The sequence below is a fragment of the Chishuiella changwenlii genome, from assembly GCF_900142565.1.
Lineage (GTDB): Bacteria > Bacteroidota > Bacteroidia > Flavobacteriales > Weeksellaceae > Empedobacter > Empedobacter changwenlii.
Genome location: NZ_FRBH01000001.1, coordinates 85,329 through 105,512, shown reverse-complemented (window position 1 = coordinate 105,512; position 20,184 = coordinate 85,329). Strand labels below are relative to the sequence as shown.

The following is a 20,184-nucleotide window of genomic DNA, read 5'->3' as shown; positions in this document are numbered from 1 at the left end:
TTTTAGAATTTGAGATTATGAGAACAACAAATATTTCTATCGACATCGAATTAGATGAAAATCATGTTCCAGAAAAAATGACTTGGAATGCTCCAGACGGAGGAATTAGTCATGAAGAAACAAAAGCAATGTTACTTTCTGTTTGGGACGAAAAATCAAAAGAAGCATTACGTATAGATTTGTGGACAAAAGATATGACACAAGACGATATGAAACGTTTTTTTCATCAGATATTAATTTCTATGTCTAGTTCTTACCAAAGAGCAACAGATGAAGAAGAAGTAGCACAAAAAATTGCAGCATTCGCAGAAGAATTTGCATACGCAGCTAAGATAAAAGGATAAGATATCCTTGATAAAACTCATAGAAATGGTTGTCCTAATAGGATGACCATTTTTTTATTGTTTTATAAATTTGTAAGTACTTAAAATTATTATATGAAAAAAATTACGACGTTATTCATTGCGTTTCTAGGAGTATTAATAGGAATTACATCTTGTAATAAACCAAGCGCAGATAGCTTTTTCCAAACTGCAGTTCTTAATGTTAATATTATTAGAGATTTTGCTTCAGAAAACTTATTAAGGGAAATAGAAAGCCAAACAGTAGAATTCGAAGGTCATCCTGAATCTAAGAAAAATGGAAATGAAGCGCAACAAGTAATCGAAAATAAAGTTGCTTACATTAAACAAACAATAGAAAGAATAGATGCAATGACTCCACCAGATGAGAAAGCTGTTATTATAAAACAAAAATCTTTAGAGTTATTCAATTTTGTGCTACCAGTTTATGAAAAAGAGTATATGGAGATTGCAAAATTAGCTGATGCAAAAAAGAGTACAAAAGAAGATTTAGAAGCTCTTGCTATAAAAATAGATGAAAAATATGCTGCAGACTTTGAAAAGAAACACGATGAAATTTTTGTATTAGGAAAAGCCTATGCAGATGAAAATAATCTTAATGTAAAGTTCGATTAAGACTATTTTTTAATTCAAATAAAAACTTTTAAGTCGGGTTCGTAACATTTTGTTACATAATCCGACTTATTTTGTAGCTTTTAAAATTCTGAACAAATTAATTATATGAAATCTTTATTTTTTAGATTATTATTCCTTATTTCAATATCTGCTTTCTCTCAAGAAAATTGGACAATAGAACAATGTATTGCTTATGCTGTAGAAAATAATTTAACCGTTCAGAGAAATAAGATTAACGAAGAATTATTTAATAAAGATAAAGAACTATCAAACTATGCTTGGTTACCTGTTATATCTGGTAATATGGACAATGGTTTTACAATTGGTCGATATAATCCTACAATAGAAAAAGGATATTATCAGTTTACAAATTCTTTGGGTGTACAATCTAGCATTAATATTTACAGTGCTGGACTTGTAAAATTAAATCAACAAAAAGCAGAAATAGACTTACAAGCATCTAAAGTAAATACAGCAACAACTATAAATGATATTTCATTACAAATAGCTAATTTCTATTTGGCAGTATTATTAAATAAAGAATTAAAAGAAATTGCTGATGGTAACCTTACAATCTCAAAACAATTATTAGATCAAAATCAGAAGAAATTTAAAGCAGGTAATGTTGCAAAAGCAATTGTAGCACAATCTGAAGCTGAAGTTGCAAATAATTCGAGAGAAGTTGTAAATGCACAAATAGAAATAGACAGGGCATTGTTTAATCTTGCAATGTTATTACAATTACAAGATTACAGAGAATTTAAAATAGCAGATGTTAATCTACCAGACAATGTAAATTCTCAATTGTACGATTTAGATGAGGTTTTAGAGTATGCATATGGTACACAACCTGCTGTAAAATATGCCGAATTACAAATGCAATCTGCATCTAAAAGTACTCAAATAGCAAAAACATCTTTATTCCCAAAAGTAACAGGTTCTTTTAACTTGGGAACAAGCTATTCAGAAATTTTTAATAATAGATTAAGAGGTAACTCATTTCTTAATCAATATGAAAATAATATTTTGGGAACATTTGGAGTAGGAGTATCTATTCCAATATGGAATCAATATTCTTATAAAATTAATATTCAGAAAGCGATTATTAACGAAGATTTGGTTAAAGTAAATTTTCAACAATCTAAACAAGATATTTTAAAAAATGTACAGTCTGCATATTTCGAAGTTAACAGCTCTTTTGCAGCTTATGATACATCGAAAGAATCAGTAAAATATGCGAAAATTTCTTATGACTTTGCAGAAATCTCTTACAACGCTGGTGTAATTAATTTATATGATTTTAATCGATCTCGAAACGATTTAATGATTGCAGAATCTCAAATGGTACAAGCAAAATATAACTTTATATTTAAGCAAAAAGTATTAGACTTTTATGCAGGAACTCCAATTACACTGCAATAAATTTATCAATGAACTTATTGAAATTTTCAAAGGTTTTATTTTAATTATTTAACTTTTATATTCACTATTATTTTGAAGTAATTTAGATGAAATTGCCTAAATTTCATGAATGATAGATATACAAACCTACACGAAAAGCTTTGGAAATTATTTTTCTGAAAGTAACCATCAAAATCCTTGGGAAGTAATAGATAATTTAGAAGAAATCCTTTCTAATAAAATAAAAGAATTATCGGAAGATGATTATATCATTACAGATAGAGTAGCAATTCATAAATCTGCAACTGTAGAAAAAGGAGTTACTTTTAAAGGAAGGATTATCATTTCAGAGAATTGTTTTATCGGCGCACACGCCTATTTACGAGGACCTATTTTCCTTTCTAATTCTGTGACTATTGGACCAGGATCTGAAATAAAACAATCCATAATTTTTGAAAAATCAGCAGTTGCTCATTTTAATTATATTGGTAATAGTATAATTGGTGAACACGTTAATTTTGAAGCAGGTTCTATATGTGCCAATCATTATAATGAGCGAGTTGATAAGAATATTTCTGTAAAAGTAGATGATCAAATTATTTCGACTAATACGACTAAGTTTGGAGCATTAGTAGGTGATCATTCTAAAGTAGGAGCAAATGCTGTGCTTTCTCCCGGAACTATTTTAAATCAAAATTCAATTGTTAATAGATTAGAGCTTATTCAGCAAATTAAGAGTTGATAAAATAAATAGGCAGATTGATTGAAACAAAATTGTTTAGACTTTAGGATATTGTATTTTTATTATTTAGCTAATTTTCTTTTTATACGGATTAAAAAAAATGGTATTTAAATGTTTGACGTTAATAAAATTGAAAAAGCGTAGGATAGAGATGATTTAATGAACGAATGTGAATTTTTAAATCATTTCCGTAGCGTTGATAATTTTTAGTCAAAGATTTACGACCTTGATTTTTTTGTTTCGTTTTTTTATCAAGAAAAAAATGAAAGTAAAATTAAATAGTTACATTCTATATTGCATCTTGTATAAAGATATTTTCAGTATTGAAAATTATACTAATAAAGTTTAAATAACATTAATATTAAAACTATACAAATTAAATAGTTTTCTCTAATCCTGCTAAAAAATCATTTATTCAAATTAAATTCATCTAATTTTCCTTGTGTATCTTTGCCAAGTATGGCAATAATCTTAAATATAGAAACTTCAACAAAAAACTGTTCAGTTTCAATTGCAAAAGATGGAATTCAACTTTGTTTAGTTGAAGAGAATGAAGAAAATTATGCACACGGAGAAAAATTGAATCAATTTGTCGATTGGTGTATAAATGGTGCAGAAATAAATTTAAATGAAATAGAAGCAGTTTGTGTTTCTAAAGGTCCTGGTTCTTACACTGGTTTAAGAATTGGCGTTTCTTCTGCAAAAGGATTTGCTTATGGACTAGATATTCCATTGTTAGCAATGGATTCTTTACAAGTCTTAGTAGAATCTCAAATTAATACGGATGTCGATTTAATTATACCAATGATTGATGCTCGTAGAATGGAAGTTTATACCGCTTTGTTCGATAATAAAGGAAATCAATTAACAGAAACAGAAGCGAAGGTAATTGATGAACTTTCTTTTGAAGATTTAAAAGATAAGAAAATAGTTTTTGTAGGTGATGGAGCAGAAAAATGTCAAGAAGTTTTAGGACATTTAAATGCAACATTTATTCAGACATATCCTTCTGCACAATTTATGATTCAGAAAGCACAACAAAAATTTGAAGAACAATTGTTTGAAGATGTAGCCTATTTTGAACCTTACTATCTAAAAGATTTTATAGCAGGAAAAAAGAAAACCGAATAAAAAAATAACAATGAAAAATATTATTTTAACAATTGCGTCATTATATGGAATGATTGCAGTAATTCTTGGAGCTTTTGGAGCCCATGCATTTAAAAAACTTATTTCAGCAGAAAAATTAGCAAGTTTTGAAGTAGGAGTTAGATATCAAATGTATCATGCAATTGTATTATTAGCTGTCGGAATGTATTTTCAGTTTAATACTGGAATAGAAAAATCTGCCGCTTGGTTTTTAATTGCAGGAACTTTCATTTTTTCTGTTAGTATTTATTTTTTATCATTCGCAGAATATTGGAATGCTAATTTAAAATTTTTAGGACCTATTACTCCGCTTGGAGGATTATTCATGATAATTGGATGGGCATTATTAGCTTGGATTTTTATAAAAGGAAAATAAATAAAAAATGATAACTCAAAAAGTTATCATTTTTTTTATAATAGGCATTATTCTTGTGTGTCTATTAAGTAATTAAAAACAGAATTATTATCAAATAAAATAATTCGTTTAATTAACTATAATATTAAAATTGTGTTAATTATAAATTATATTGTGCAAAATATAATTTTGTGAAATATATTTGTTTAATAATTTTAAAAAATCATACAGATGAAAGCAATATACACAATTGGTGCTACAGCCAAAGGAGGAAGAAACGGTAAAGTTGTAAGTGATAACGGTATTTTAGATTTAGAAGTTAGAATGCCTAAAGCTTTAGGAGGAGCAAATGATGATTATCCTAATCCAGAGATGTTATTCGCTGCGGGATATTCTGCTTGTTTTGATAGTGCATTAAACTTAGTTATTAAACAAAGTAAAATAGATGCAGGAGAAACTACTGTTACTGCTAAGGTTGGTATTGGTCAAATAGAAAATGGTGGATTTGGTTTAGAAGCAGAATTACATGCAAATATTCCTAATGTAACATTAGAGCAAGCACAAGAATTAATAGAAAAAGCACATGCTGTTTGTCCATATTCTAACGCAACAAGAGGAAATATTGAAGTTAAATTAACTGTATCTAATAACTAGGATAAGATAATGCAAACACTAGCTATACTATTTACGGTTTTAGTTGCAATAGAACATTGTTACATTCTATGGATGGAAATGTTTGCTTGGGAAACCGCAGGAAAAAGAACATTTGGAAAAACATTACCAAAGGAAATGTTTAAACCAACAAAAGGTTTAGCTGCTAATCAAGGATTATATAATGGTTTTTTAGTTGCTGGATTAATTTGGTCTTTCTTAATAGATAATCCAGAATGGAGTTTTAATGTAAGAATGTTTTTCTTAGGTTGTGTTGCTGTTGCCGGAATTTTTGGAGGTTTAACTGCTGCGAAGAAAATATTTTTTGTTCAGGCTGTACCTGCATTATTAGCAATGTTGTTTGTTTTTTTATCAAAATAATAATAAATAATATCAAAATAAAAAATGTCATTAATAGAAGATTTAAACTGGAGACATGCTGTAAAAGCGTATGATCCTTCTCAAAAAGTAAGTCAAGAAAATATAGATAAAATTGTTGAAGCTGCTAGATTAGCGCCAACCTCATCTGGATTACAACCTTTTAAAGTATTAGTAATAGAGAACCAAGAATTAAAAGATAGATTATCTGCAGGTTCTTTAAATCCAGAATGTATGAGAGAGGCATCTCATATTATTATTTTTGCAGCATGGGATCGCTATACAGCAGAAAGAATAGATAAAGTTTACGACTTTACAACAGATGTAAGAGAATTACCAAGAGGAAGATTTGGTAGTTACACAGATCAGTTAAAAGCAATCTATTTACAAGAAGAAGCAGATAAAAACTTTGCTCATACAGCACGTCAAACTTATATTGCATTAGGTTTAGCTTTAGCACAAGCAGCAGAATTAAAAGTAGATACAACACCTGTAGAAGGTTTTGATAATGCTGTTATAGATAGCGTTTTAGAATTAGAGAAACATGGTTTAAGAAGTGTTTCTTTAATGTACGTTGGTGTTTCTGATCCATCTCGTGATTGGATTGCTCCAATGAAAAAAGTAAGAATACCAAGAGAAGAACTTGTAGTAGAATACAAGTAGTAAAATAGAATTAAAAGGAAAGATAATGAAGTTTTCTTTTCCTTTAATTTCACCGAGTTTATTTCATAATCTTATCAAAATTAAAAGGATGGCAACGACTAAAAAATTAAAATCAATAAAAGATACGTTACGTATTGTATTAGGTGTGTTTATGATTATCGCTGCGATAGGTCATTTTACTTTTGGAAGAGAGGCTTTTCAAGCCCAAGTGCCAAATTGGATTCCTTTAGACAAAGATTTAATTGTAATTCTATCTGGAGTTGTTGAAATTTTACTTGGAATATCAATGATATTTCTTACTCAATACAAAGCAAAAGTAGGGATTGTACTAGCTATTTTTTATGTATTGGTGTTTCCGGGAAATATCGCACAATATATAAATGGAACAAGTGCATTTGGTTTAGAAACAGATACTTTGAGATTTATTCGATTATTTTTTCAGCCAGTTCTTATTTTATGGGCATTGTGGAGTACAGACGCGTTTAGTTATTTAAAAGAAAAGAAAGAAGAGTAATTAATAAAAAATATTAAAAATGAATATATTATTTATAGTGACCTCTCATGATGAATTAGGGAATACAGGTCACAAAACAGGATTTTGGGTAGAAGAATTTGCTGCACCATATTATACATTTAAAGATGCTGGTTTTACAATTGATGTAGCTACGCCAAAAGGTGGACAAGCACCAATAGATCCAAATAGTGAAGTTCCAGATGCACAAACTGCTGCTACAGAACGTTATTATAAAGACGAAGAAGTTCAGAATGTAATTGCAAATACACATAAGTTAGTAGATGTAAATGCACAAGATTATGATGCTGTATTTTATCCAGGTGGACATGGTCCGTTATGGGATTTAGCTAATGATACAAAGTCTCAACAATTAATTTTAGATTTTTACAATGCTCAAAAACCAATTGGAGCTGTTTGTCATGCTCCTGGAGTATTTAAAAATGTAAAATTAGCTAACGGAGAAGCTTTTGTAAATGGTAAAGACGTTACTGGATTTTCTAATACAGAAGAAGATGCGGTGAAGTTAACAGATGTTGTACCATTTTTAGTAGAAACAGAACTTAAAAATTTAGGAGGTAATTATTCTAAAACTTCTGATTGGGGAGTACATACTGTAGTTGATGGTTTATTAATTACAGGTCAAAATCCAGCTTCATCAGAAGCAGTTGCTACAAAAATGATAGAACTTTTAAAAAAATAATTATTTTATAAGTGCTGAAATTTTAGTGAATGAAATATAATTAAATTTGTGCACTTTTTTATTTCTATACAATGGAAGATTTATTATGTTTAGATAAACAATTATGTTTTTCGATATATGTGCTTCATCGTGAGATGATGCAGAAATATCGACCTCTTTTAGATGAGCTAGATTTAACTTATCCACAATATATTGCTATGATGGCTTTATGGAAAGAGGATAACCAAACTGTTAATCAATTGGGAGAAAAACTTCAGTTGGATAATGGTACACTTACTCCATTGCTAAAACGTTTAGAATTAAAAAAACTTTTAACAAGAACTAGATCCAAAGAAGATGAACGTGTTGTAAAAATACTATTGTCAGAAAAAGGGAAAAGTTTAAAAGAGCAAGCGACTTGTGTTCCGAATAAGATTCTTAATGCAATGAATTTAGATATAGAGGAAATGAAACAATTAAAATCATTATCAGATAAAATCATTTCAAAAATACAATAATAAAAAAAGCGAGATTTATCTCGCTTTTTTGTTGTTTATAATTTTAATCGAATGTTTCAATTTCGTTTATCAAGTTATTTAAAATAGTTGTGGTAGATTCTCTACTAAGTTTTGGTATAGATTGTCCAATCCAATTACTTGTAAACTCAGAATTTTTATTAAGCTTAGCAACTTTTCTTAATTCATTGGTTAGTTTATTTTGATAAGGATAAGGCAAGATATAATTTGACTGTTCTACTTTCTCAATAAATGTATTTTTAATTCCTCTGGCATATCTACCCGAAAAACTTTTCGTTAAAACAATATCATCTTCTTTTATGGAAGATAATTTATTTTTTTCGAACTCATGTAAAGCACTTTCTTCTGAATTTAATAGTAAACTACCGATTTGAAAACCATCTGCTCCCATTTTCTTAACAGCAGAAATAATTCTTGCATTAGTTACTCCTCCAGAATAAATTAAAGGATTTTGTACATGTTCTTTTATAGTATTAAGCAAGGCTAGTCCTCCAATTTTTGGAATATCATGATCCTTAAAACTTCCTCTATGTCCTCCCGCTTCCCATCCTTGAATGTTTAAAATATCAATACCACTTTTTTCTAATAACAATGCTTCTTCAAGAGATGTACATGTACCAATTGTAAGAATATCATTTGCTTTTAATTTGTGAATACTATCATCGTCTAAATTTCCAAAAGTGAAACTTACGATTTTACAGTTTTCTGCAATTATAGCATCTATTTGCTCATGATAAGAATTTAATTTAATTTCTTCAAATTCAGGAATTTTCACATCTAGATGATGCTCTTTTGCAAGTTGCTCAATGTATAATTTAGTTGTATTGTAATGCTCAATTAAATCATGGTTTACTTCTGGTAGCTGATGAACAAAAATATTTGCAATAAAAGCTTGATCAGTTAATTCTTTTGTCTTTCTTATTTGCTCAATACACTTATCTGCATTTAAATCTCCTAAAGCAAGCGAACCTAAACAATTTGCTCTATTAGCAGCAGCAACCATTTCGGGTGTAGTAACTCCAAACATAGGCGCCTGTATTATAGGGTATTTAGAAGGTAGAATAGTATGTAAGCTTTTATTTGATTTCATTACATTGATACTTTAAAACTCAAGTTAAGAATTATTCAGCATAAAAGCCCTTCAATGGATAAAGTAGTTTGTTTTATATAATCAGAATATTACAACGCTTCAGCTAAAGCAATAATTCCTTCCTCAAGTTCTTTTTCAGAAAGCGAACCATAGCTTAATCTTATACCATTTATAGTTTTACCAAAGCTGAAGCTGTCTGGCATAATGATTTTGATACCTTTATCTTTTAGTTTTTTGGAAACCAATGACCAATCTATTTGCTCGTTTGGGACAACCCAAAAAGCCAATCCACCTTCAGGAATTGTGTAAGTAGCTTTGTTATTCATATGCTCATTTAGCAAAGCTGCCATAAAATCTCTTTTGGCTTTGTAATGATTAGTTGCTTTTTTTATATGACGTTTTATTATACCATCTTTTATAAGTTGTAAAACTGCCTGCTCCATAATGCTGTCGCCTTGTACATCAATAATTTTTCGCAAACTACCTACCTTTTCTATTAAAGCATCATCATTACTTGCTAAATAACCGATTCTTAGAGCAGGTGCAACGACTTTACTCATTGTACCAATGTAAACGTAATTTTTTAATTCTGTAAAACTCGATAAAGGCAATACAGGACGGTAACCAAAATGAAACTCATTATCATAATCATCCTCTATAATTGTAAAACCATATTCATTAGAAAGTTGTATCAATTCTAATCTTCTTTTCAAACTTAATGTTACAGTAGTAGGATATTGACGATGAGGTGTAACGTAAATTGCTTTTATTTTTTTGCCTGATTTTAGATAATAAATAACTTCATCTATCACTAAACCATCTTTATCTACATTTGCAGGTAATAACTTTGCACCTGCACTCTCAAACGCAGACCAAGCAGGTTTGTAGCCAGGATTTTCAATAATTACATAATCATTTTTTGTAAATAGATACTGAGCAGTAAGGTACATTGCCATTTGACTACCTCTAGTTATATAAATATTTTGTTCGTTTACTTGCATACCTCTTTGATGATTGAGCATTTGAACAATAGATTTTCTAAATTCAAAATCACCTAATTCATTGCTATAACCCATCATTTGCCATCTTGCTTTTTGATTAAATATTTGACGGTATGCCCTCGCTAGTTCTGTAATAGGTGCAATTTTACTATCGGGACTTCCATCATCAAACTGCAAATGATAATGCTTGTTTATTGTATTTTTTGTACTAACGTTTATAGGATTGCTTGCTTTTACTTCCTTAAAATCAGGTAACGTATCGGCAATAAAAGTTCCTTGTCTTTCTTTAGGAATTAGCCAACCTTCAATAATTAATACATTTAGAGCTTCTACAACAGTATTTCGATTTACTTTTAAAAGTTGAGCTAGATTTCTACTACCTGGTAAGGCATCACCTGGTTTTAATCTACCCGAATGGATATCTTTTATAATGGCATCAGCTATTTGCAGATAAATGGCTTTATCTGATTTCTCATCTAACTGTATTTCGAATTTCCAATCTCGTAACATCTGGACTACTTATTTTTATAAAAACTGTATCAGTATAGTAGTCCAAAGGTAGGGTATTTTTGTATCGTAATAATGCAGAAAACAATAAAATAATCTATTATGTCAAAATTAGAAATAACAAAAGAAACAAAAAACACAACTGATACAGAGAAAAAACAATTCAGCTCTAAAGATTTTCATCAGACGTTTGCAAGACCTTCATTTGTAAAAACATCACACGTTATTCATAAAAATGTAGAGAATGCAGGTGAACACAATCAGTTTTCGGAAGAAAGAAAACACCCCGTTTTCTTTGTGGATTTACCAAGTAAAAATGTAAGTATGACAATAGGCGGTTTATTGCCTGGACAAAAAACGCACAAACATCGTCATACATACGAAACAATCTTATACGTATTAGAAGGGAAGGGTTCAACGCTTGTAGAAGATGAAATCGTAGAATGGGAAGCAGGTGATGCAGTTTATATTCCATCTTGGGCTTGGCATCAACACCAAAATTTAAGTGATAGTGAATCTGCCAAATATATTGCTTGCGAAAATGCACCTCAACTGCAAAACTTGGGTGTAGCATTACGTGAAGAAGAAGGAAGAGATTTTTAACTTTTAAAAACAAGATAATAAATGAATAAAGTACCATTTAAAGGTGTAATCGCTTATCCTATTACACCATTCAATAGCAATGAGAATATAGATATTCCATTATTCAAAAAACAAGTAGAACGTTTAGTAACAGGAGGTTCTCATGGAATTGCACCATTAGGAAGTACAGGTGTAATGCCTTACCTAAATGATGCTGAAAAAGAAGCTGTAACTGAAGCGACTATGCAACAGGTAGCAGGTAGAGTACCTACATTAGTTGGTGTTTCTAATCTTACAACAGAGAGAACTGTTTATCATGCGCAGTTTGCAGAAAAAGCTGGAGCAACGGCTGTAATGATTATCCCGATGAGCTACTGGAAGTTGACCGATGATGAAATTGTAAAACATTATGATACTGTTGCATCTAAGATTTCTATTCCGATAATGGCATACAATAATCCTGCAACGGGTGGTGTAGATATGTCACCTACATTATTAAAACGTTTGTTAGAGATTCCGAATGTTACAATGATAAAAGAAAGTTCGGGCGACATTCAACGTATGCATTATTTAAGAAAAGAATTAGGCGAAGAAGTTGCTTTTTTCAACGGCTCTAATCCTTTAGCATTATCTGCTTTTTCGGCAGGTGCAAGAGGTTGGTGTACTGCTGCTCCTAATCTAATACCAGAACTTAATATTGCTCTATACGATGCAGTACAAGAAAACGATTTAGAAAAGGCGCAACGAGTATTCTACAAACAAGTTGATTTATTAAAATTTATTGTAGCAAAAGGTTTACCACGCTCTATAAAGGCAGGATTGGATTTGTTAGGAGTTGGCGGAGGTGGTTTCAAAAGTCCTTTGCAATCACTTAATGAAGTTGAAATAACAGAATTAGATAACATGCTATCTGCAATAGATAGTGAAATATATAAATAGTAATAATCATTTAAATTAAAACAAAATGGCAAAAGCAATTTTTTATCACGCAGGTTGTTCTGTATGTGTAAGCGCAGAACAGGATATTTTAAATCTTATACCAGAAAATCAGGTAGAAGTAATCCATTTAGGAGAAGATAAAGCAAAAGTAAAAGAAGCAGAAGCAGCAGGTGTGCAATCTGTTCCTGCATTAGTTTTATCTAATGGAAATGTTTTACACATCAACTTTGGAGCTTCTATTGAAGATTTAAAGTAAGTAGTATCTAGAAGCCTGAAAGAAGTAAAAAACTTTCGGGCTTTTACACTATTATTTTATCGATAATTTATAATAAGTAGGCACAAGATGAATATGATGGAAGAAGATAAGCTTAGAGAAGTAAATGAAAATACATTAGATAATGTGGATGTAACATTGACATTAAATGGAAATACAAAACATATCCAATGGAACAAAAATATACCTTTGCTCGATGCATTGCTAAATGCTGGGATTGATGCACCGCATTCATGTTGTAGCGGAACTTGTGGTTCTTGTGTTTGTAAACTAGAAGAAGGTGAAGTGCGTTTAAAAAGAAATTTTGTTTTATCGGAAGCTCATATGCAGCAAGGTTTAATTTTAGCATGTGTAGCCGTTCCAATAAGTGCGAGTATTAAAATAAATTATGATGAGTTTTAAGAGTATATTAGATTATATTTTTTAGTTCTCTTTAAGAATATATTCATTTACTGAAGCTAAAAACTATACGTTTAAATTACTACTTATAAAGATTAGAAGAAAAATAAAAACTCAAAAAAATGAATGTACATTTTATTCAACATGAAATATTTGAAGCGCCAAGTGCTTATTTGGTTTGGGCAGAACAGAGAAACTATAACATTACTTTTTCAAGAGTATATAAAAATGAATCTTTACCTGATACAGTAGAAAATATTGATTTACTTATTGTAATGGGTGGACCTCAAAGTCCAGAAACAACACAAGAAGAATGTCCTCATTTCAATGCAGAAGCAGAAATAGCTTTTATACAAAAATGTATTGATGCAGGTAAAGCAGTTGTAGGTATCTGCTTAGGTTCTCAACTTATTGGTGAAGCGTTTGGAGGAAAATTTGAACATAGTCCTGAAAAAGAAATTGGCGTATTCCCAATACAGCTTACAGAAAACGGATTAAAAGATGAAAAGATAAACCATTTCGGTTCCATCTTACCTGTCGGACATTGGCACAACGATATGCCAAGTCTTACACCTCAAAGCAAAGTATTAGCAAACAGTGAAGGTTGTCCAAGACAAATAGTAGCTTATACAGATTTAGTTTATGGTTTTCAGTGTCATATGGAGTTTATGCAGGAAACAATTGAGTTGTTGATTGCAGAAGAATTGGATTTTTTAAACAATAATACGATACACAAATTTGTTCAAAAACCCGATGAAATTCGTAATTACGATTATACGGAAATGAATAATAAATTGTTTCAGTTTCTTGATAAACTTACAGAAGAATTAAAACTGAAAAATTAGAAATAAAAAAAGCGAGATAGTTTTATCTCGCTTTTGTATTTATATTTTATTCAAAATCATCTTCGTTAAATTCAAATCCTTCAAAAGTACATTCAATTTCAAATGGAATATCATTTTCAGATTCTTCAACAAAATCTTGTACTTCTCCTTTCCAGTTTAATGTTAGAATACCTTTTTCATTAATGCTAAAAGCTAGTTCGTTATTAACTGTTTCATAATCTTCTTCAGATACATTTAAAGTTGTGTAATACACTTCAACAGCTTCACCATCTTCGTCTTCCTCTTCAGCAAAACCATAAGGAATAGAGACTTTTTTGCCATTTAATTGTTCAATAGAATCAACATCTAAAGGGAAATCATCAATAAATAAAGATAGTTGAGGAAAGTCATTTTGTAATGAATCTCCTTCTACATGTTCTAATTCATCTGTGGAATGTATTTCTACCAATAAACATTTTTTATTTTCTTGAAAAACCACTTTGCATAAAGATTTTTCAATTTTGTAATTAAATGTTTCATCCGGATGGAAGAACTTAATTGTTTTCATTGTTTTCTTAATGTATATTAATTAATTATGAGTACGAATATAAATAAGTTCAATTAATTATCATAAAAAAATTAATTGAAATCAAGATTTTTTTTAAAATTTAATAAAAAAGCCATGCACAATAAGTGTATGGCTTCTATAATAATTGAAATTTATTCTAATTATTTTGCAACTTCTGCTGTTACAGCAGCTGGTTTAGCAGTTAAATCTACTTGTAATAAAACTTCGTCTTTAACGATAGATCCACCACCACCTGTGAAAGTGATACCGAAATCTTTACGGTTAATTCCGAATTCTTCAGATTTAATAGTTGTTCCGTTAGCATCTACAGTAACGTTAGCTTTAAAAGTAACATTCTTAGGTGTTCCACGGAAATCTAAGTTACCAGAAATCTCAGAGTTGTAATCTCCTCCTTGTAATGGTTTAACAGAAGTAATTTCGAAAGTTGCAGTTGGAAATTTCTCAACATCTAAGAAATCAGCAGATTTTAAATGTCCATCTAATTTTCCTTTGCTTTCTGCATCAGCATCTAAATCTTTAGATTCGAAAGATGCGAAATCAGCAACAAATTTTCCAGACTCTAAAACTCCATTGTTAACTTTTACAGAACCTTCTTTTAATTTTACAACACCATAGTGTCCTTCTTCTGGTTTTTTAATATCGTCAAAAGTTTTTCCACCTTTCCAGTTAATAACAGAAGTTGTTGTATCTACAGCATATTCTGCAGCACCTTCTGTAGAAGTAGCACCTTCTTTAGCTTCAGTAGCTTCTTTAGTGTCAGTTTTTCCACCACAAGAAGTTAATACGACAGCAGAAACAACTGCTAGTCCTAAAAATAATTTTTTCATGTCGTTCTTTTAAATTTTAAACAAAAATATAGTAAAAATAGATTAACGGTATTGACGTATATCAACAAAATTGAATAATTCTAAATACCTTTACTCAAAATTAAACAAAAATTATTTAATCGTGTTAACTATTCATCATCTTAATTACAACTATCCAGATTTTACAGAAAAAGTTGTTTCAGACATTAATTTCTCTGTTCAAAAAAATGAGATAATTAGTATAATAGGAGAGAGTGGTAGCGGAAAATCGACACTTTTAAAATTAATTTATGGTTTGTTAGATTTTCAAGAAGGAGAAATATCGTACAATGATAAAAAGTTAAAAGGACCCTCTTATAATCTTATTCCAGGTCATAAAATGATGAAATATGTGGCGCAAGATTATGATTTGTTAGACTTTGTAACTGTCGGAGAAAATGTTGGAAAGTTCTTAAGTAACTTCGACTTAGATTTAAAACAACAAAAAATAGATGAGGCACTAGAAGTTGTAGAAATGTCTGAGTATAAACATATTTTCCCTAACCAATTAAGTGGAGGACAGCGTCAGCGCGTTTCTATTGCGAGAACTTTATCACAACAACCAGAAATTTTATTACTAGATGAACCTTTCTCTAATTTAGATCAAACATTGAAATTAACCATTAGAGAGAAAATTATAAAATGGTGTAAAGCACATCAAATAACAGTAATTTTTACAACACACGATTTAAGCGATGCATTTTATACTTCGGATAAAATTCTAGTTTTAGAAAAAGGAAAAATGATTCAGTTTGATGAGGTAGAAAATGTTCGAAATTTTCCAAATTCCGAATATGTTGCTCGTTTATTTGGTTATGTAAATGTGTTAGATAAAGAAGAAACTTCACAGTTAAATATACAGACAACAGATAATGCTATTATTTATCCCGAGGAAGTTCTCATTACAGATGAAGGAATTTTTGAAGGAAAGGTAATGGAATCTAAGTTTCAAGGAAGGGATTATCTAATTAAATTTTTAATGAATGATGTTAATTTGGTTGCATATCATTCTAAGAAATTTAAAACAGATGAGCGAATTCGATTTAATATTCTTAAATTTCGACCTTTATGATTTTAGAAAGGTTACAATTAGAAAAATTATCCAGCGAGCGATTAATCTTAATTCCACTTACCAAAGAACTTTGTAGAAATATCTTAAATGAAGATTTCGTAGATCTTGAAAGATTGAAATTGGTTAGAGGAGTAAATTGGCCGGATAGTGATACATTAGAATCTCTACCTAGAGTTCTTAAAAAGTTAGAAAAGCTAGATTACCCTACAGGTTTCGAAACTTGGATGATTGTTAAGAAATCTACCAGAGAAATTATTGGAGATATAGGATTCAAAGGATTCAATTTCGTAGGAAAAAGTTGCGATCTTGGATATGGAATTATTGAAGAGGAAAGAAAAAAAGGTTTTGCACAAGAATCAGCTAGAACATTAATTGATTGGGCTTTTTCTCATGAACGTTTAAATGAAATTACCGCTTGTTGCTTAATTGATAATTCTGCTTCGATAAATCTATTAAAAAAATTAAATTTTACGGTATTAAGTAAAGATGAAACCATGATTTATTGGGTACTAACGAGATAATAAAACAATAAAAAAGCACTACATTTTGTAGTGCTTTTTTATTGTTTTGAAAGATTTCTATTTATCTAAAAGAAAGTTCATTACTTCGGTAACAAAATCTTTTGGGTTTTCTGCATGTAACCAATGTCCAGCATTTGCAATCTTCTTAATTTCTGCATTAGGAAAACGCTCTTTTATCATTATTTCGTCTTCAGCTAAAATGTAATTAGAGTTTGCTCCACCTAAAAATAAAGTTGGTCCATTAAATACTCCTTTCAATAATTCAGAACCAATTAATTCTTGGTAATATTTATCTAATGAAGATAAATTAAAACGAAAAGCATATTGACCATTTTCTGCATGATAAACATTTTTCATTAAAAATTGGCGAACACCAACTTCTGGAATATATTGCTCGAATATATTTTCAACATCTTTTCGAGAAGCTATTTCCTCGAAATTTACAGATTTTAAGGCTTTAAAAATTGTATTGTGATGAGGTTGATAAGCCTTTGGCGCCATATCAGCAACAATTAAATGATCTAAACGATCTTGATATTGCATAGCAAAATCTATCACGATTCTTCCTCCAAGAGAATGTCCTAAAAGATGTGCTTTTTCGATATGATTAGCATCTATATAGTTTACAATATCTTGTGTCATTGCTTTTAATGAAGAGTCTTCGTTATGAAAACTTCTTCCATGATTTCGCAAATCAATTAAATGTGTTGTAAACTCTTCTCCAAAATATTTTCCTAAAGTATTCCAGTTATCCAATTGTCCAAATAATCCATGAAGAACAAGCAAATGCTTTTCTCCAGAGCCAACAATTTTACTGTGTAATATTTCGTTCATTTTTTTACAAATTAGCTAATTCTATTTTACGTAAATAAGCTTGTATTGTATTTTCTAATCCTAAATACAACGCCTCAGAAATTAATGCATGTCCAATAGAAACCTCAGCAATTTCTGGAATCTCTTTTATAAAAAACTCAATATTATCTAAACTTAAATCATGTCCAGCATTAACAGCTAATCCGTGTTCTAATGCTAATTTAGCAGTCTCTTTGTAAGAATTTATAGCAGCTTTGTTTCCTTTTTCATATTCAGAAGCAAACATTTCTGTATACAATTCTATTCTATCAGCACCAGTTTTAGCAGCACTTTCTACTAAAGCTGTGTTTGGATCTAAGAAAATAGAAGTTCTAATTCCTGCATCTTTAAACGTTTTGATGACATCTGTTAAATAATCAAAATGTTTAATAGTGTCCCAACCAGCGTTAGACGTAATTGCATCTTCAGCATCTGGAACTAATGTTACTTGTTCTGGTTTAGAATTAAGTACCAATTCCAAAAAGCTATCAACAGGTTTTCCTTCTATATTAAATTCTGTTGTTACAACAGGTTTTAAATCGTAAACATCTTGGTAACGAATATGACGCTCATCTGGACGAGGATGAATAGTAATTCCTTGTCCCCCAAATTCCTGAATTTTAATTGCGGCTTCTACAAGATTTGGTGTATTTCCACCACGCGCATTACGAATGGTAGCTATTTTATTTATATTAACACTTAATTTAGTCATGTATGATTAATTATAATTTTTAATTTCAGAAAGCAATGTACTTTGCATAATCTCCAAGTCAAATTTACGACAAGCAGTTAATAAATGGTCGAAAATATCCGATTGAATTCTCTCAAATTCTAAATTACTAGCAGAATTTGTAAAACAACCAATTTCTAATGGCATACCAGCTGTGGTAACAGCTAATTGTTTTACAATAATGGGATCATTCTTAGAAACAGTATCTAATTTTTTTAGATAGAATTCTACATAAATTCTAAAAACACCAATGTTAGTTAAATTTCTACCATTAATTCCAATTTCCGAATTTTCTATGGTTTGATTGTAAAGAGATATTTCTTCTCTTTTTTGTTTAATGTATGCTTTTATTAATGTAATATCTTGAAATTGATTTAACATCTCTTCATCACAAAAACGAAAAGAATTAACATTAAAAGAAATAGAACGTTTTATTTGTCTTGTTCCAGTAGCTAGCATCGCCATATGATTAGTAACTTGAGAGGAAACTAAATCAACTGTTGGTACAGTAGCAATAGATTTATCAAACTTTTCTATTTTAACCAAATTAATATTAATTTCTCTTACAGTACCTTCAATATTTCCCTTAGAAATTGTAATCCAATCTCCAACTTTTACAATTCTAGAATATGAAATTTGTAAACCCGAGACGAAGCCAAAAATGGCATCTCTAAAAATTAATAGTATAGCAGCTGTTAATGCTCCGAGAACTGTAATAATCGTATTTTGATCTACAGTAAACAAAATCATTATTCCAGAAATTACAGTAAAGAATGTTATAATAAACTTTAGCATTTGTCCAAAAGTCCTAACACCTACAGTTGTATAACTATTTTCTTTGTTGTAAATATCTATAATAGTATTAATTGCTCTAAAAATAAGTTGAGTGAATACGATTAAGGCAATTAATTCTGTAATTTTTTGTACAACATAAAAGATGTTACTGTCTCCTCTAAACAAAAATAAATTTACATTTAAAGCAAAACTTATAGGAATAAGATGAATGGTAGAAACAAAAACTTTATTTCTGTATAGAAACTTCATCCAATCATTTTCAGTTAAGTTGGTTATCTTTTTTAAAGCAGGTAAAATAATTGCACGAAGTAAAAAATCAAGGATAAAAAGGATTGCTATCCAAGCAACTATTTCTAAAAAAATAAATAAATTTTCGGATAAATCAATTTTAAATTGTTGATTGAAAAATTGTTTTACAGCTTCAGAAATTTCATTATAAAAAGGTTTACCTTTCATAAAATTTTATTTAGTAAATGTTGGAATTATTCTTGCAAAGTTACATTTTTAAAATATACTAAAGTATGGATAGTAATGTTATACTTCATCTTATAACAGGAATTTTATTAATTATAGGTCTTATAGGAACAATTTTACCTGTAGTCCCTGGAGCACCTATAGCTTATCTGGGATTAATTGTTTTTAAGTTTAGTGATGATTGTACGTATGGTTGGTTAACAATAATTATTGCGGGTATATTTGTTTTAATAGGTTTTCTGTTAGATTATCTTTTGCCCTCTTATTTTACCAAAAAATTAGGAGGAACTAAATATGGCGTTTGGGGATCTATCTTAGGATTGATAGTAGGATTGTTTTTTCCACCTATTGGTTTTATTATAGGACCATTTCTTGGTGCATTTTTAGGAGAATTATTATTTAGCAAGTCTAATACAAAATCAGCATTAAAATCAGCATTTGGTTCTTTTGTAGGTTTTATGGTTACAACAGGTTATGATATAATTTTAGTATTAATTTTTATTGGAATATTTGTTTATCAATTAGTTTAATAGGTATTATTATCATTTCTCATCTTTAGCATTCTCTGCGAAATCTTTGCATTCAAACTAATTTTAATAAAAAAAAGGCTCGCATATAAAAGTATACACGAACCTTTTTCAAGAA

Annotated in this window: 27 protein-coding genes; 20 read left to right on the top strand and 7 right to left on the bottom strand. The window is 29.7% G+C overall.

Translation table 11 applies throughout. The features are described 5' to 3' along the window. Positions 1 to 17: 17 nt before the first annotated feature. The 12 genes from gldC (at position 18) to BUA86_RS00475 (ending at position 8,027) form a co-directional block, all read left to right on the top strand. Positions 18 to 344 carry a gliding motility protein GldC gene (gene gldC, locus BUA86_RS00530; protein ID WP_072928845.1) on the top strand — a complete coding sequence of 109 codons (327 nt, stop codon included), beginning with the start codon at positions 18 to 20 and terminating at the stop codon, positions 342 to 344. A 93-nt stretch (positions 345 to 437) separates the two neighbouring features. Next, entirely contained in the window at positions 438 to 977 is a 540-nt protein-coding gene (locus tag BUA86_RS00525) for a hypothetical protein (RefSeq protein ID WP_072928844.1), read from the top strand. A 105-nt stretch (positions 978 to 1,082) separates the two neighbouring features. Further along, entirely contained in the window at positions 1,083 to 2,399 is a 1,317-nt protein-coding gene (locus BUA86_RS00520) for a TolC family protein (protein ID WP_072928842.1), read from the top strand. Between the two features lie 109 nt (positions 2,400 to 2,508). After that, a complete protein-coding gene (locus tag BUA86_RS00515) occupies positions 2,509 to 3,120 on the top strand; it encodes an LbetaH domain-containing protein (protein ID WP_072928840.1) in 612 nt (203 codons plus the stop codon). Positions 3,121 to 3,579: 459 nt separating this feature from the next. Continuing rightward, entirely contained in the window at positions 3,580 to 4,251 is a 672-nt protein-coding gene (tsaB, locus tag BUA86_RS00510; RefSeq protein WP_072928838.1) for a tRNA (adenosine(37)-N6)-threonylcarbamoyltransferase complex dimerization subunit type 1 TsaB, read from the top strand. 10 nt (positions 4,252 to 4,261) lie between these two features. Next, positions 4,262 to 4,645 (top strand): DUF423 domain-containing protein, encoded by a 384-nt coding sequence (locus tag BUA86_RS00505; protein WP_072928836.1) that lies wholly within the window; start codon positions 4,262 to 4,264, stop codon positions 4,643 to 4,645. 210 nt (positions 4,646 to 4,855) lie between these two features. Next, complete coding sequence (locus BUA86_RS00500) at positions 4,856 to 5,278, top strand: organic hydroperoxide resistance protein (RefSeq protein ID WP_072928834.1); 423 nt, start codon at positions 4,856 to 4,858, stop codon at positions 5,276 to 5,278. A 9-nt stretch (positions 5,279 to 5,287) separates the two neighbouring features. Next, a complete protein-coding gene (locus BUA86_RS00495) occupies positions 5,288 to 5,656 on the top strand; it encodes a DUF1304 domain-containing protein (RefSeq protein WP_072928832.1) in 369 nt (122 codons plus the stop codon). 24 nt (positions 5,657 to 5,680) lie between these two features. Next, complete coding sequence (locus BUA86_RS00490) at positions 5,681 to 6,316, top strand: nitroreductase family protein (RefSeq protein ID WP_072928830.1); 636 nt, start codon at positions 5,681 to 5,683, stop codon at positions 6,314 to 6,316. An 88-nt stretch (positions 6,317 to 6,404) separates the two neighbouring features. After that, entirely contained in the window at positions 6,405 to 6,830 is a 426-nt protein-coding gene (locus BUA86_RS00485; protein ID WP_072928829.1) for a DoxX family protein, read from the top strand. Between the two features lie 19 nt (positions 6,831 to 6,849). Beyond that, a complete protein-coding gene (locus BUA86_RS00480; protein WP_072928827.1) occupies positions 6,850 to 7,530 on the top strand; it encodes a type 1 glutamine amidotransferase domain-containing protein in 681 nt (226 codons plus the stop codon). 71 nt (positions 7,531 to 7,601) lie between these two features. Continuing rightward, on the top strand, positions 7,602 to 8,027 hold the full coding sequence (locus BUA86_RS00475) for a MarR family winged helix-turn-helix transcriptional regulator (RefSeq protein WP_072928825.1): 426 nt from the start codon (positions 7,602 to 7,604) through the stop codon (positions 8,025 to 8,027). Between the two features lie 43 nt (positions 8,028 to 8,070). Here BUA86_RS00475 and BUA86_RS00470 read toward each other — a convergent pair whose 3' ends face one another. Together BUA86_RS00470 and pdxR are read right to left on the bottom strand one after the other, a co-directional pair. Beyond that, positions 8,071 to 9,135, bottom strand: coding sequence for an NAD(P)H-dependent flavin oxidoreductase (locus BUA86_RS00470; RefSeq protein WP_072928823.1), 1,065 nt, complete (start codon positions 9,133 to 9,135; stop codon positions 8,071 to 8,073). A gap of 89 nt (positions 9,136 to 9,224) precedes the next feature. Beyond that, complete coding sequence (gene pdxR, locus BUA86_RS00465; protein WP_072928821.1) at positions 9,225 to 10,646, bottom strand: MocR-like pyridoxine biosynthesis transcription factor PdxR; 1,422 nt, start codon at positions 10,644 to 10,646, stop codon at positions 9,225 to 9,227. A 99-nt stretch (positions 10,647 to 10,745) separates the two neighbouring features. Here pdxR and BUA86_RS00460 point away from each other — a divergent pair, with 99 nt between their 5' ends. The 5 genes from BUA86_RS00460 to BUA86_RS00440 all read left to right on the top strand — a co-directional run bounded on the left by BUA86_RS00460 (position 10,746) and on the right by BUA86_RS00440 (position 13,682). Further along, a complete protein-coding gene (locus BUA86_RS00460; protein WP_072928819.1) occupies positions 10,746 to 11,246 on the top strand; it encodes a cupin domain-containing protein in 501 nt (166 codons plus the stop codon). 21 nt (positions 11,247 to 11,267) lie between these two features. Further along, a complete protein-coding gene (locus BUA86_RS00455; protein ID WP_072928817.1) occupies positions 11,268 to 12,164 on the top strand; it encodes a dihydrodipicolinate synthase family protein in 897 nt (298 codons plus the stop codon). Between the two features lie 25 nt (positions 12,165 to 12,189). Further along, a complete protein-coding gene (locus BUA86_RS00450; RefSeq protein WP_072928815.1) occupies positions 12,190 to 12,420 on the top strand; it encodes a thioredoxin family protein in 231 nt (76 codons plus the stop codon). Positions 12,421 to 12,513: 93 nt separating this feature from the next. After that, complete coding sequence (locus BUA86_RS00445) at positions 12,514 to 12,840, top strand: 2Fe-2S iron-sulfur cluster-binding protein (protein WP_178300384.1); 327 nt, start codon at positions 12,514 to 12,516, stop codon at positions 12,838 to 12,840. Positions 12,841 to 12,959: 119 nt separating this feature from the next. Next, entirely contained in the window at positions 12,960 to 13,682 is a 723-nt protein-coding gene (locus BUA86_RS00440; RefSeq protein WP_072928812.1) for a type 1 glutamine amidotransferase, read from the top strand. Positions 13,683 to 13,728: 46 nt separating this feature from the next. Here the strand turns inward: BUA86_RS00440 and BUA86_RS00435 are convergent, their stop codons facing one another. Both BUA86_RS00435 and BUA86_RS00430 read right to left on the bottom strand, forming a co-directional pair. Beyond that, the gene (locus BUA86_RS00435) at positions 13,729 to 14,229 is read right to left on the bottom strand and encodes a hypothetical protein (RefSeq protein WP_072928811.1); all 501 of its coding nucleotides are present in this window, start codon (positions 14,227 to 14,229) and stop codon (positions 13,729 to 13,731) included. Positions 14,230 to 14,390: 161 nt separating this feature from the next. Next, the gene (locus BUA86_RS00430) at positions 14,391 to 15,077 is read right to left on the bottom strand and encodes a YceI family protein (protein WP_072928809.1); all 687 of its coding nucleotides are present in this window, start codon (positions 15,075 to 15,077) and stop codon (positions 14,391 to 14,393) included. Positions 15,078 to 15,198: 121 nt separating this feature from the next. On the opposite strand from BUA86_RS00430, the gene BUA86_RS00425 reads away from it, so the two are divergent. Next, positions 15,199 to 16,167 (top strand): ABC transporter ATP-binding protein, encoded by a 969-nt coding sequence (locus tag BUA86_RS00425; RefSeq protein ID WP_072928807.1) that lies wholly within the window; start codon positions 15,199 to 15,201, stop codon positions 16,165 to 16,167. Beyond that, positions 16,164 to 16,688: a GNAT family N-acetyltransferase gene (locus BUA86_RS00420; protein ID WP_072928805.1), complete on the top strand. Its 525-nt coding sequence runs from the start codon at positions 16,164 to 16,166 to the stop codon at positions 16,686 to 16,688. The genes BUA86_RS00425 and BUA86_RS00420 overlap by 4 nt, the downstream gene beginning before the upstream one ends. A gap of 57 nt (positions 16,689 to 16,745) precedes the next feature. On the opposite strand, the gene BUA86_RS00415 is transcribed toward BUA86_RS00420, so the two are convergent. Genes BUA86_RS00415 through BUA86_RS00405 form a run of 3 tightly spaced genes read right to left on the bottom strand, consistent with a single transcriptional unit; the run spans position 16,746 to position 19,521 of the window. Next, a complete protein-coding gene (locus tag BUA86_RS00415; protein ID WP_072928803.1) occupies positions 16,746 to 17,522 on the bottom strand; it encodes an alpha/beta fold hydrolase in 777 nt (258 codons plus the stop codon). 4 nt (positions 17,523 to 17,526) lie between these two features. Continuing rightward, a complete protein-coding gene (locus BUA86_RS00410) occupies positions 17,527 to 18,252 on the bottom strand; it encodes a pyridoxine 5'-phosphate synthase (protein ID WP_072928801.1) in 726 nt (241 codons plus the stop codon). Between the two features lie 6 nt (positions 18,253 to 18,258). Further along, on the bottom strand, positions 18,259 to 19,521 hold the full coding sequence (locus tag BUA86_RS00405; protein ID WP_072928799.1) for a mechanosensitive ion channel family protein: 1,263 nt from the start codon (positions 19,519 to 19,521) through the stop codon (positions 18,259 to 18,261). A gap of 65 nt (positions 19,522 to 19,586) precedes the next feature. On the opposite strand from BUA86_RS00405, the gene BUA86_RS00400 reads away from it, so the two are divergent. Further along, positions 19,587 to 20,069, top strand: a complete 483-nt coding sequence (locus tag BUA86_RS00400; RefSeq protein ID WP_072928797.1) for a DUF456 domain-containing protein — start codon at positions 19,587 to 19,589, stop codon at positions 20,067 to 20,069. Positions 20,070 to 20,184: the final 115 nt, after the last annotated feature.

What these genes read in the sequence shown, in the direction of transcription:
- BUA86_RS00505 (WP_072928836.1), top strand. Translation starts at nt 4,262, where the DNA reads ATGAAAAATATTATTTTAACAATTGCGTCATTATATGGAATGATTGCA.
- BUA86_RS00500 (WP_072928834.1), top strand. Translation starts at nt 4,856, where the DNA reads ATGAAAGCAATATACACAATTGGTGCTACAGCCAAAGGAGGAAGAAAC.
- BUA86_RS00470 (WP_072928823.1), bottom strand. Translation starts at nt 9,135, where the DNA reads ATGAAATCAAATAAAAGCTTACATACTATTCTACCTTCTAAATACCCT.
- BUA86_RS00460 (WP_072928819.1), top strand. Translation starts at nt 10,746, where the DNA reads ATGTCAAAATTAGAAATAACAAAAGAAACAAAAAACACAACTGATACA.
- BUA86_RS00445 (WP_178300384.1), top strand. Translation starts at nt 12,514, where the DNA reads ATGATGGAAGAAGATAAGCTTAGAGAAGTAAATGAAAATACATTAGAT.
- BUA86_RS00400 (WP_072928797.1), top strand. Translation starts at nt 19,587, where the DNA reads ATGGATAGTAATGTTATACTTCATCTTATAACAGGAATTTTATTAATT.
- BUA86_RS00475 (WP_072928825.1), top strand. Translation starts at nt 7,602, where the DNA reads ATGGAAGATTTATTATGTTTAGATAAACAATTATGTTTTTCGATATAT.
- BUA86_RS00525 (WP_072928844.1), top strand. Translation starts at nt 438, where the DNA reads ATGAAAAAAATTACGACGTTATTCATTGCGTTTCTAGGAGTATTAATA.
- tsaB (WP_072928838.1), top strand. Translation starts at nt 3,580, where the DNA reads ATGGCAATAATCTTAAATATAGAAACTTCAACAAAAAACTGTTCAGTT.
- BUA86_RS00490 (WP_072928830.1), top strand. Translation starts at nt 5,681, where the DNA reads ATGTCATTAATAGAAGATTTAAACTGGAGACATGCTGTAAAAGCGTAT.
- BUA86_RS00515 (WP_072928840.1), top strand. Translation starts at nt 2,509, where the DNA reads ATGATAGATATACAAACCTACACGAAAAGCTTTGGAAATTATTTTTCT.
- BUA86_RS00495 (WP_072928832.1), top strand. Translation starts at nt 5,288, where the DNA reads ATGCAAACACTAGCTATACTATTTACGGTTTTAGTTGCAATAGAACAT.
- BUA86_RS00520 (WP_072928842.1), top strand. Translation starts at nt 1,083, where the DNA reads ATGAAATCTTTATTTTTTAGATTATTATTCCTTATTTCAATATCTGCT.
- BUA86_RS00480 (WP_072928827.1), top strand. Translation starts at nt 6,850, where the DNA reads ATGAATATATTATTTATAGTGACCTCTCATGATGAATTAGGGAATACA.
- BUA86_RS00450 (WP_072928815.1), top strand. Translation starts at nt 12,190, where the DNA reads ATGGCAAAAGCAATTTTTTATCACGCAGGTTGTTCTGTATGTGTAAGC.
- BUA86_RS00405 (WP_072928799.1), bottom strand. Translation starts at nt 19,521, where the DNA reads ATGAAAGGTAAACCTTTTTATAATGAAATTTCTGAAGCTGTAAAACAA.
- BUA86_RS00430 (WP_072928809.1), bottom strand. Translation starts at nt 15,077, where the DNA reads ATGAAAAAATTATTTTTAGGACTAGCAGTTGTTTCTGCTGTCGTATTA.
- gldC (WP_072928845.1), top strand. Translation starts at nt 18, where the DNA reads ATGAGAACAACAAATATTTCTATCGACATCGAATTAGATGAAAATCAT.
- BUA86_RS00485 (WP_072928829.1), top strand. Translation starts at nt 6,405, where the DNA reads ATGGCAACGACTAAAAAATTAAAATCAATAAAAGATACGTTACGTATT.
- pdxR (WP_072928821.1), bottom strand. Translation starts at nt 10,646, where the DNA reads ATGTTACGAGATTGGAAATTCGAAATACAGTTAGATGAGAAATCAGAT.
- BUA86_RS00455 (WP_072928817.1), top strand. Translation starts at nt 11,268, where the DNA reads ATGAATAAAGTACCATTTAAAGGTGTAATCGCTTATCCTATTACACCA.
- BUA86_RS00410 (WP_072928801.1), bottom strand. Translation starts at nt 18,252, where the DNA reads ATGACTAAATTAAGTGTTAATATAAATAAAATAGCTACCATTCGTAAT.
- BUA86_RS00435 (WP_072928811.1), bottom strand. Translation starts at nt 14,229, where the DNA reads ATGAAAACAATTAAGTTCTTCCATCCGGATGAAACATTTAATTACAAA.
- BUA86_RS00440 (WP_072928812.1), top strand. Translation starts at nt 12,960, where the DNA reads ATGAATGTACATTTTATTCAACATGAAATATTTGAAGCGCCAAGTGCT.
- BUA86_RS00420 (WP_072928805.1), top strand. Translation starts at nt 16,164, where the DNA reads ATGATTTTAGAAAGGTTACAATTAGAAAAATTATCCAGCGAGCGATTA.
- BUA86_RS00415 (WP_072928803.1), bottom strand. Translation starts at nt 17,522, where the DNA reads ATGAACGAAATATTACACAGTAAAATTGTTGGCTCTGGAGAAAAGCAT.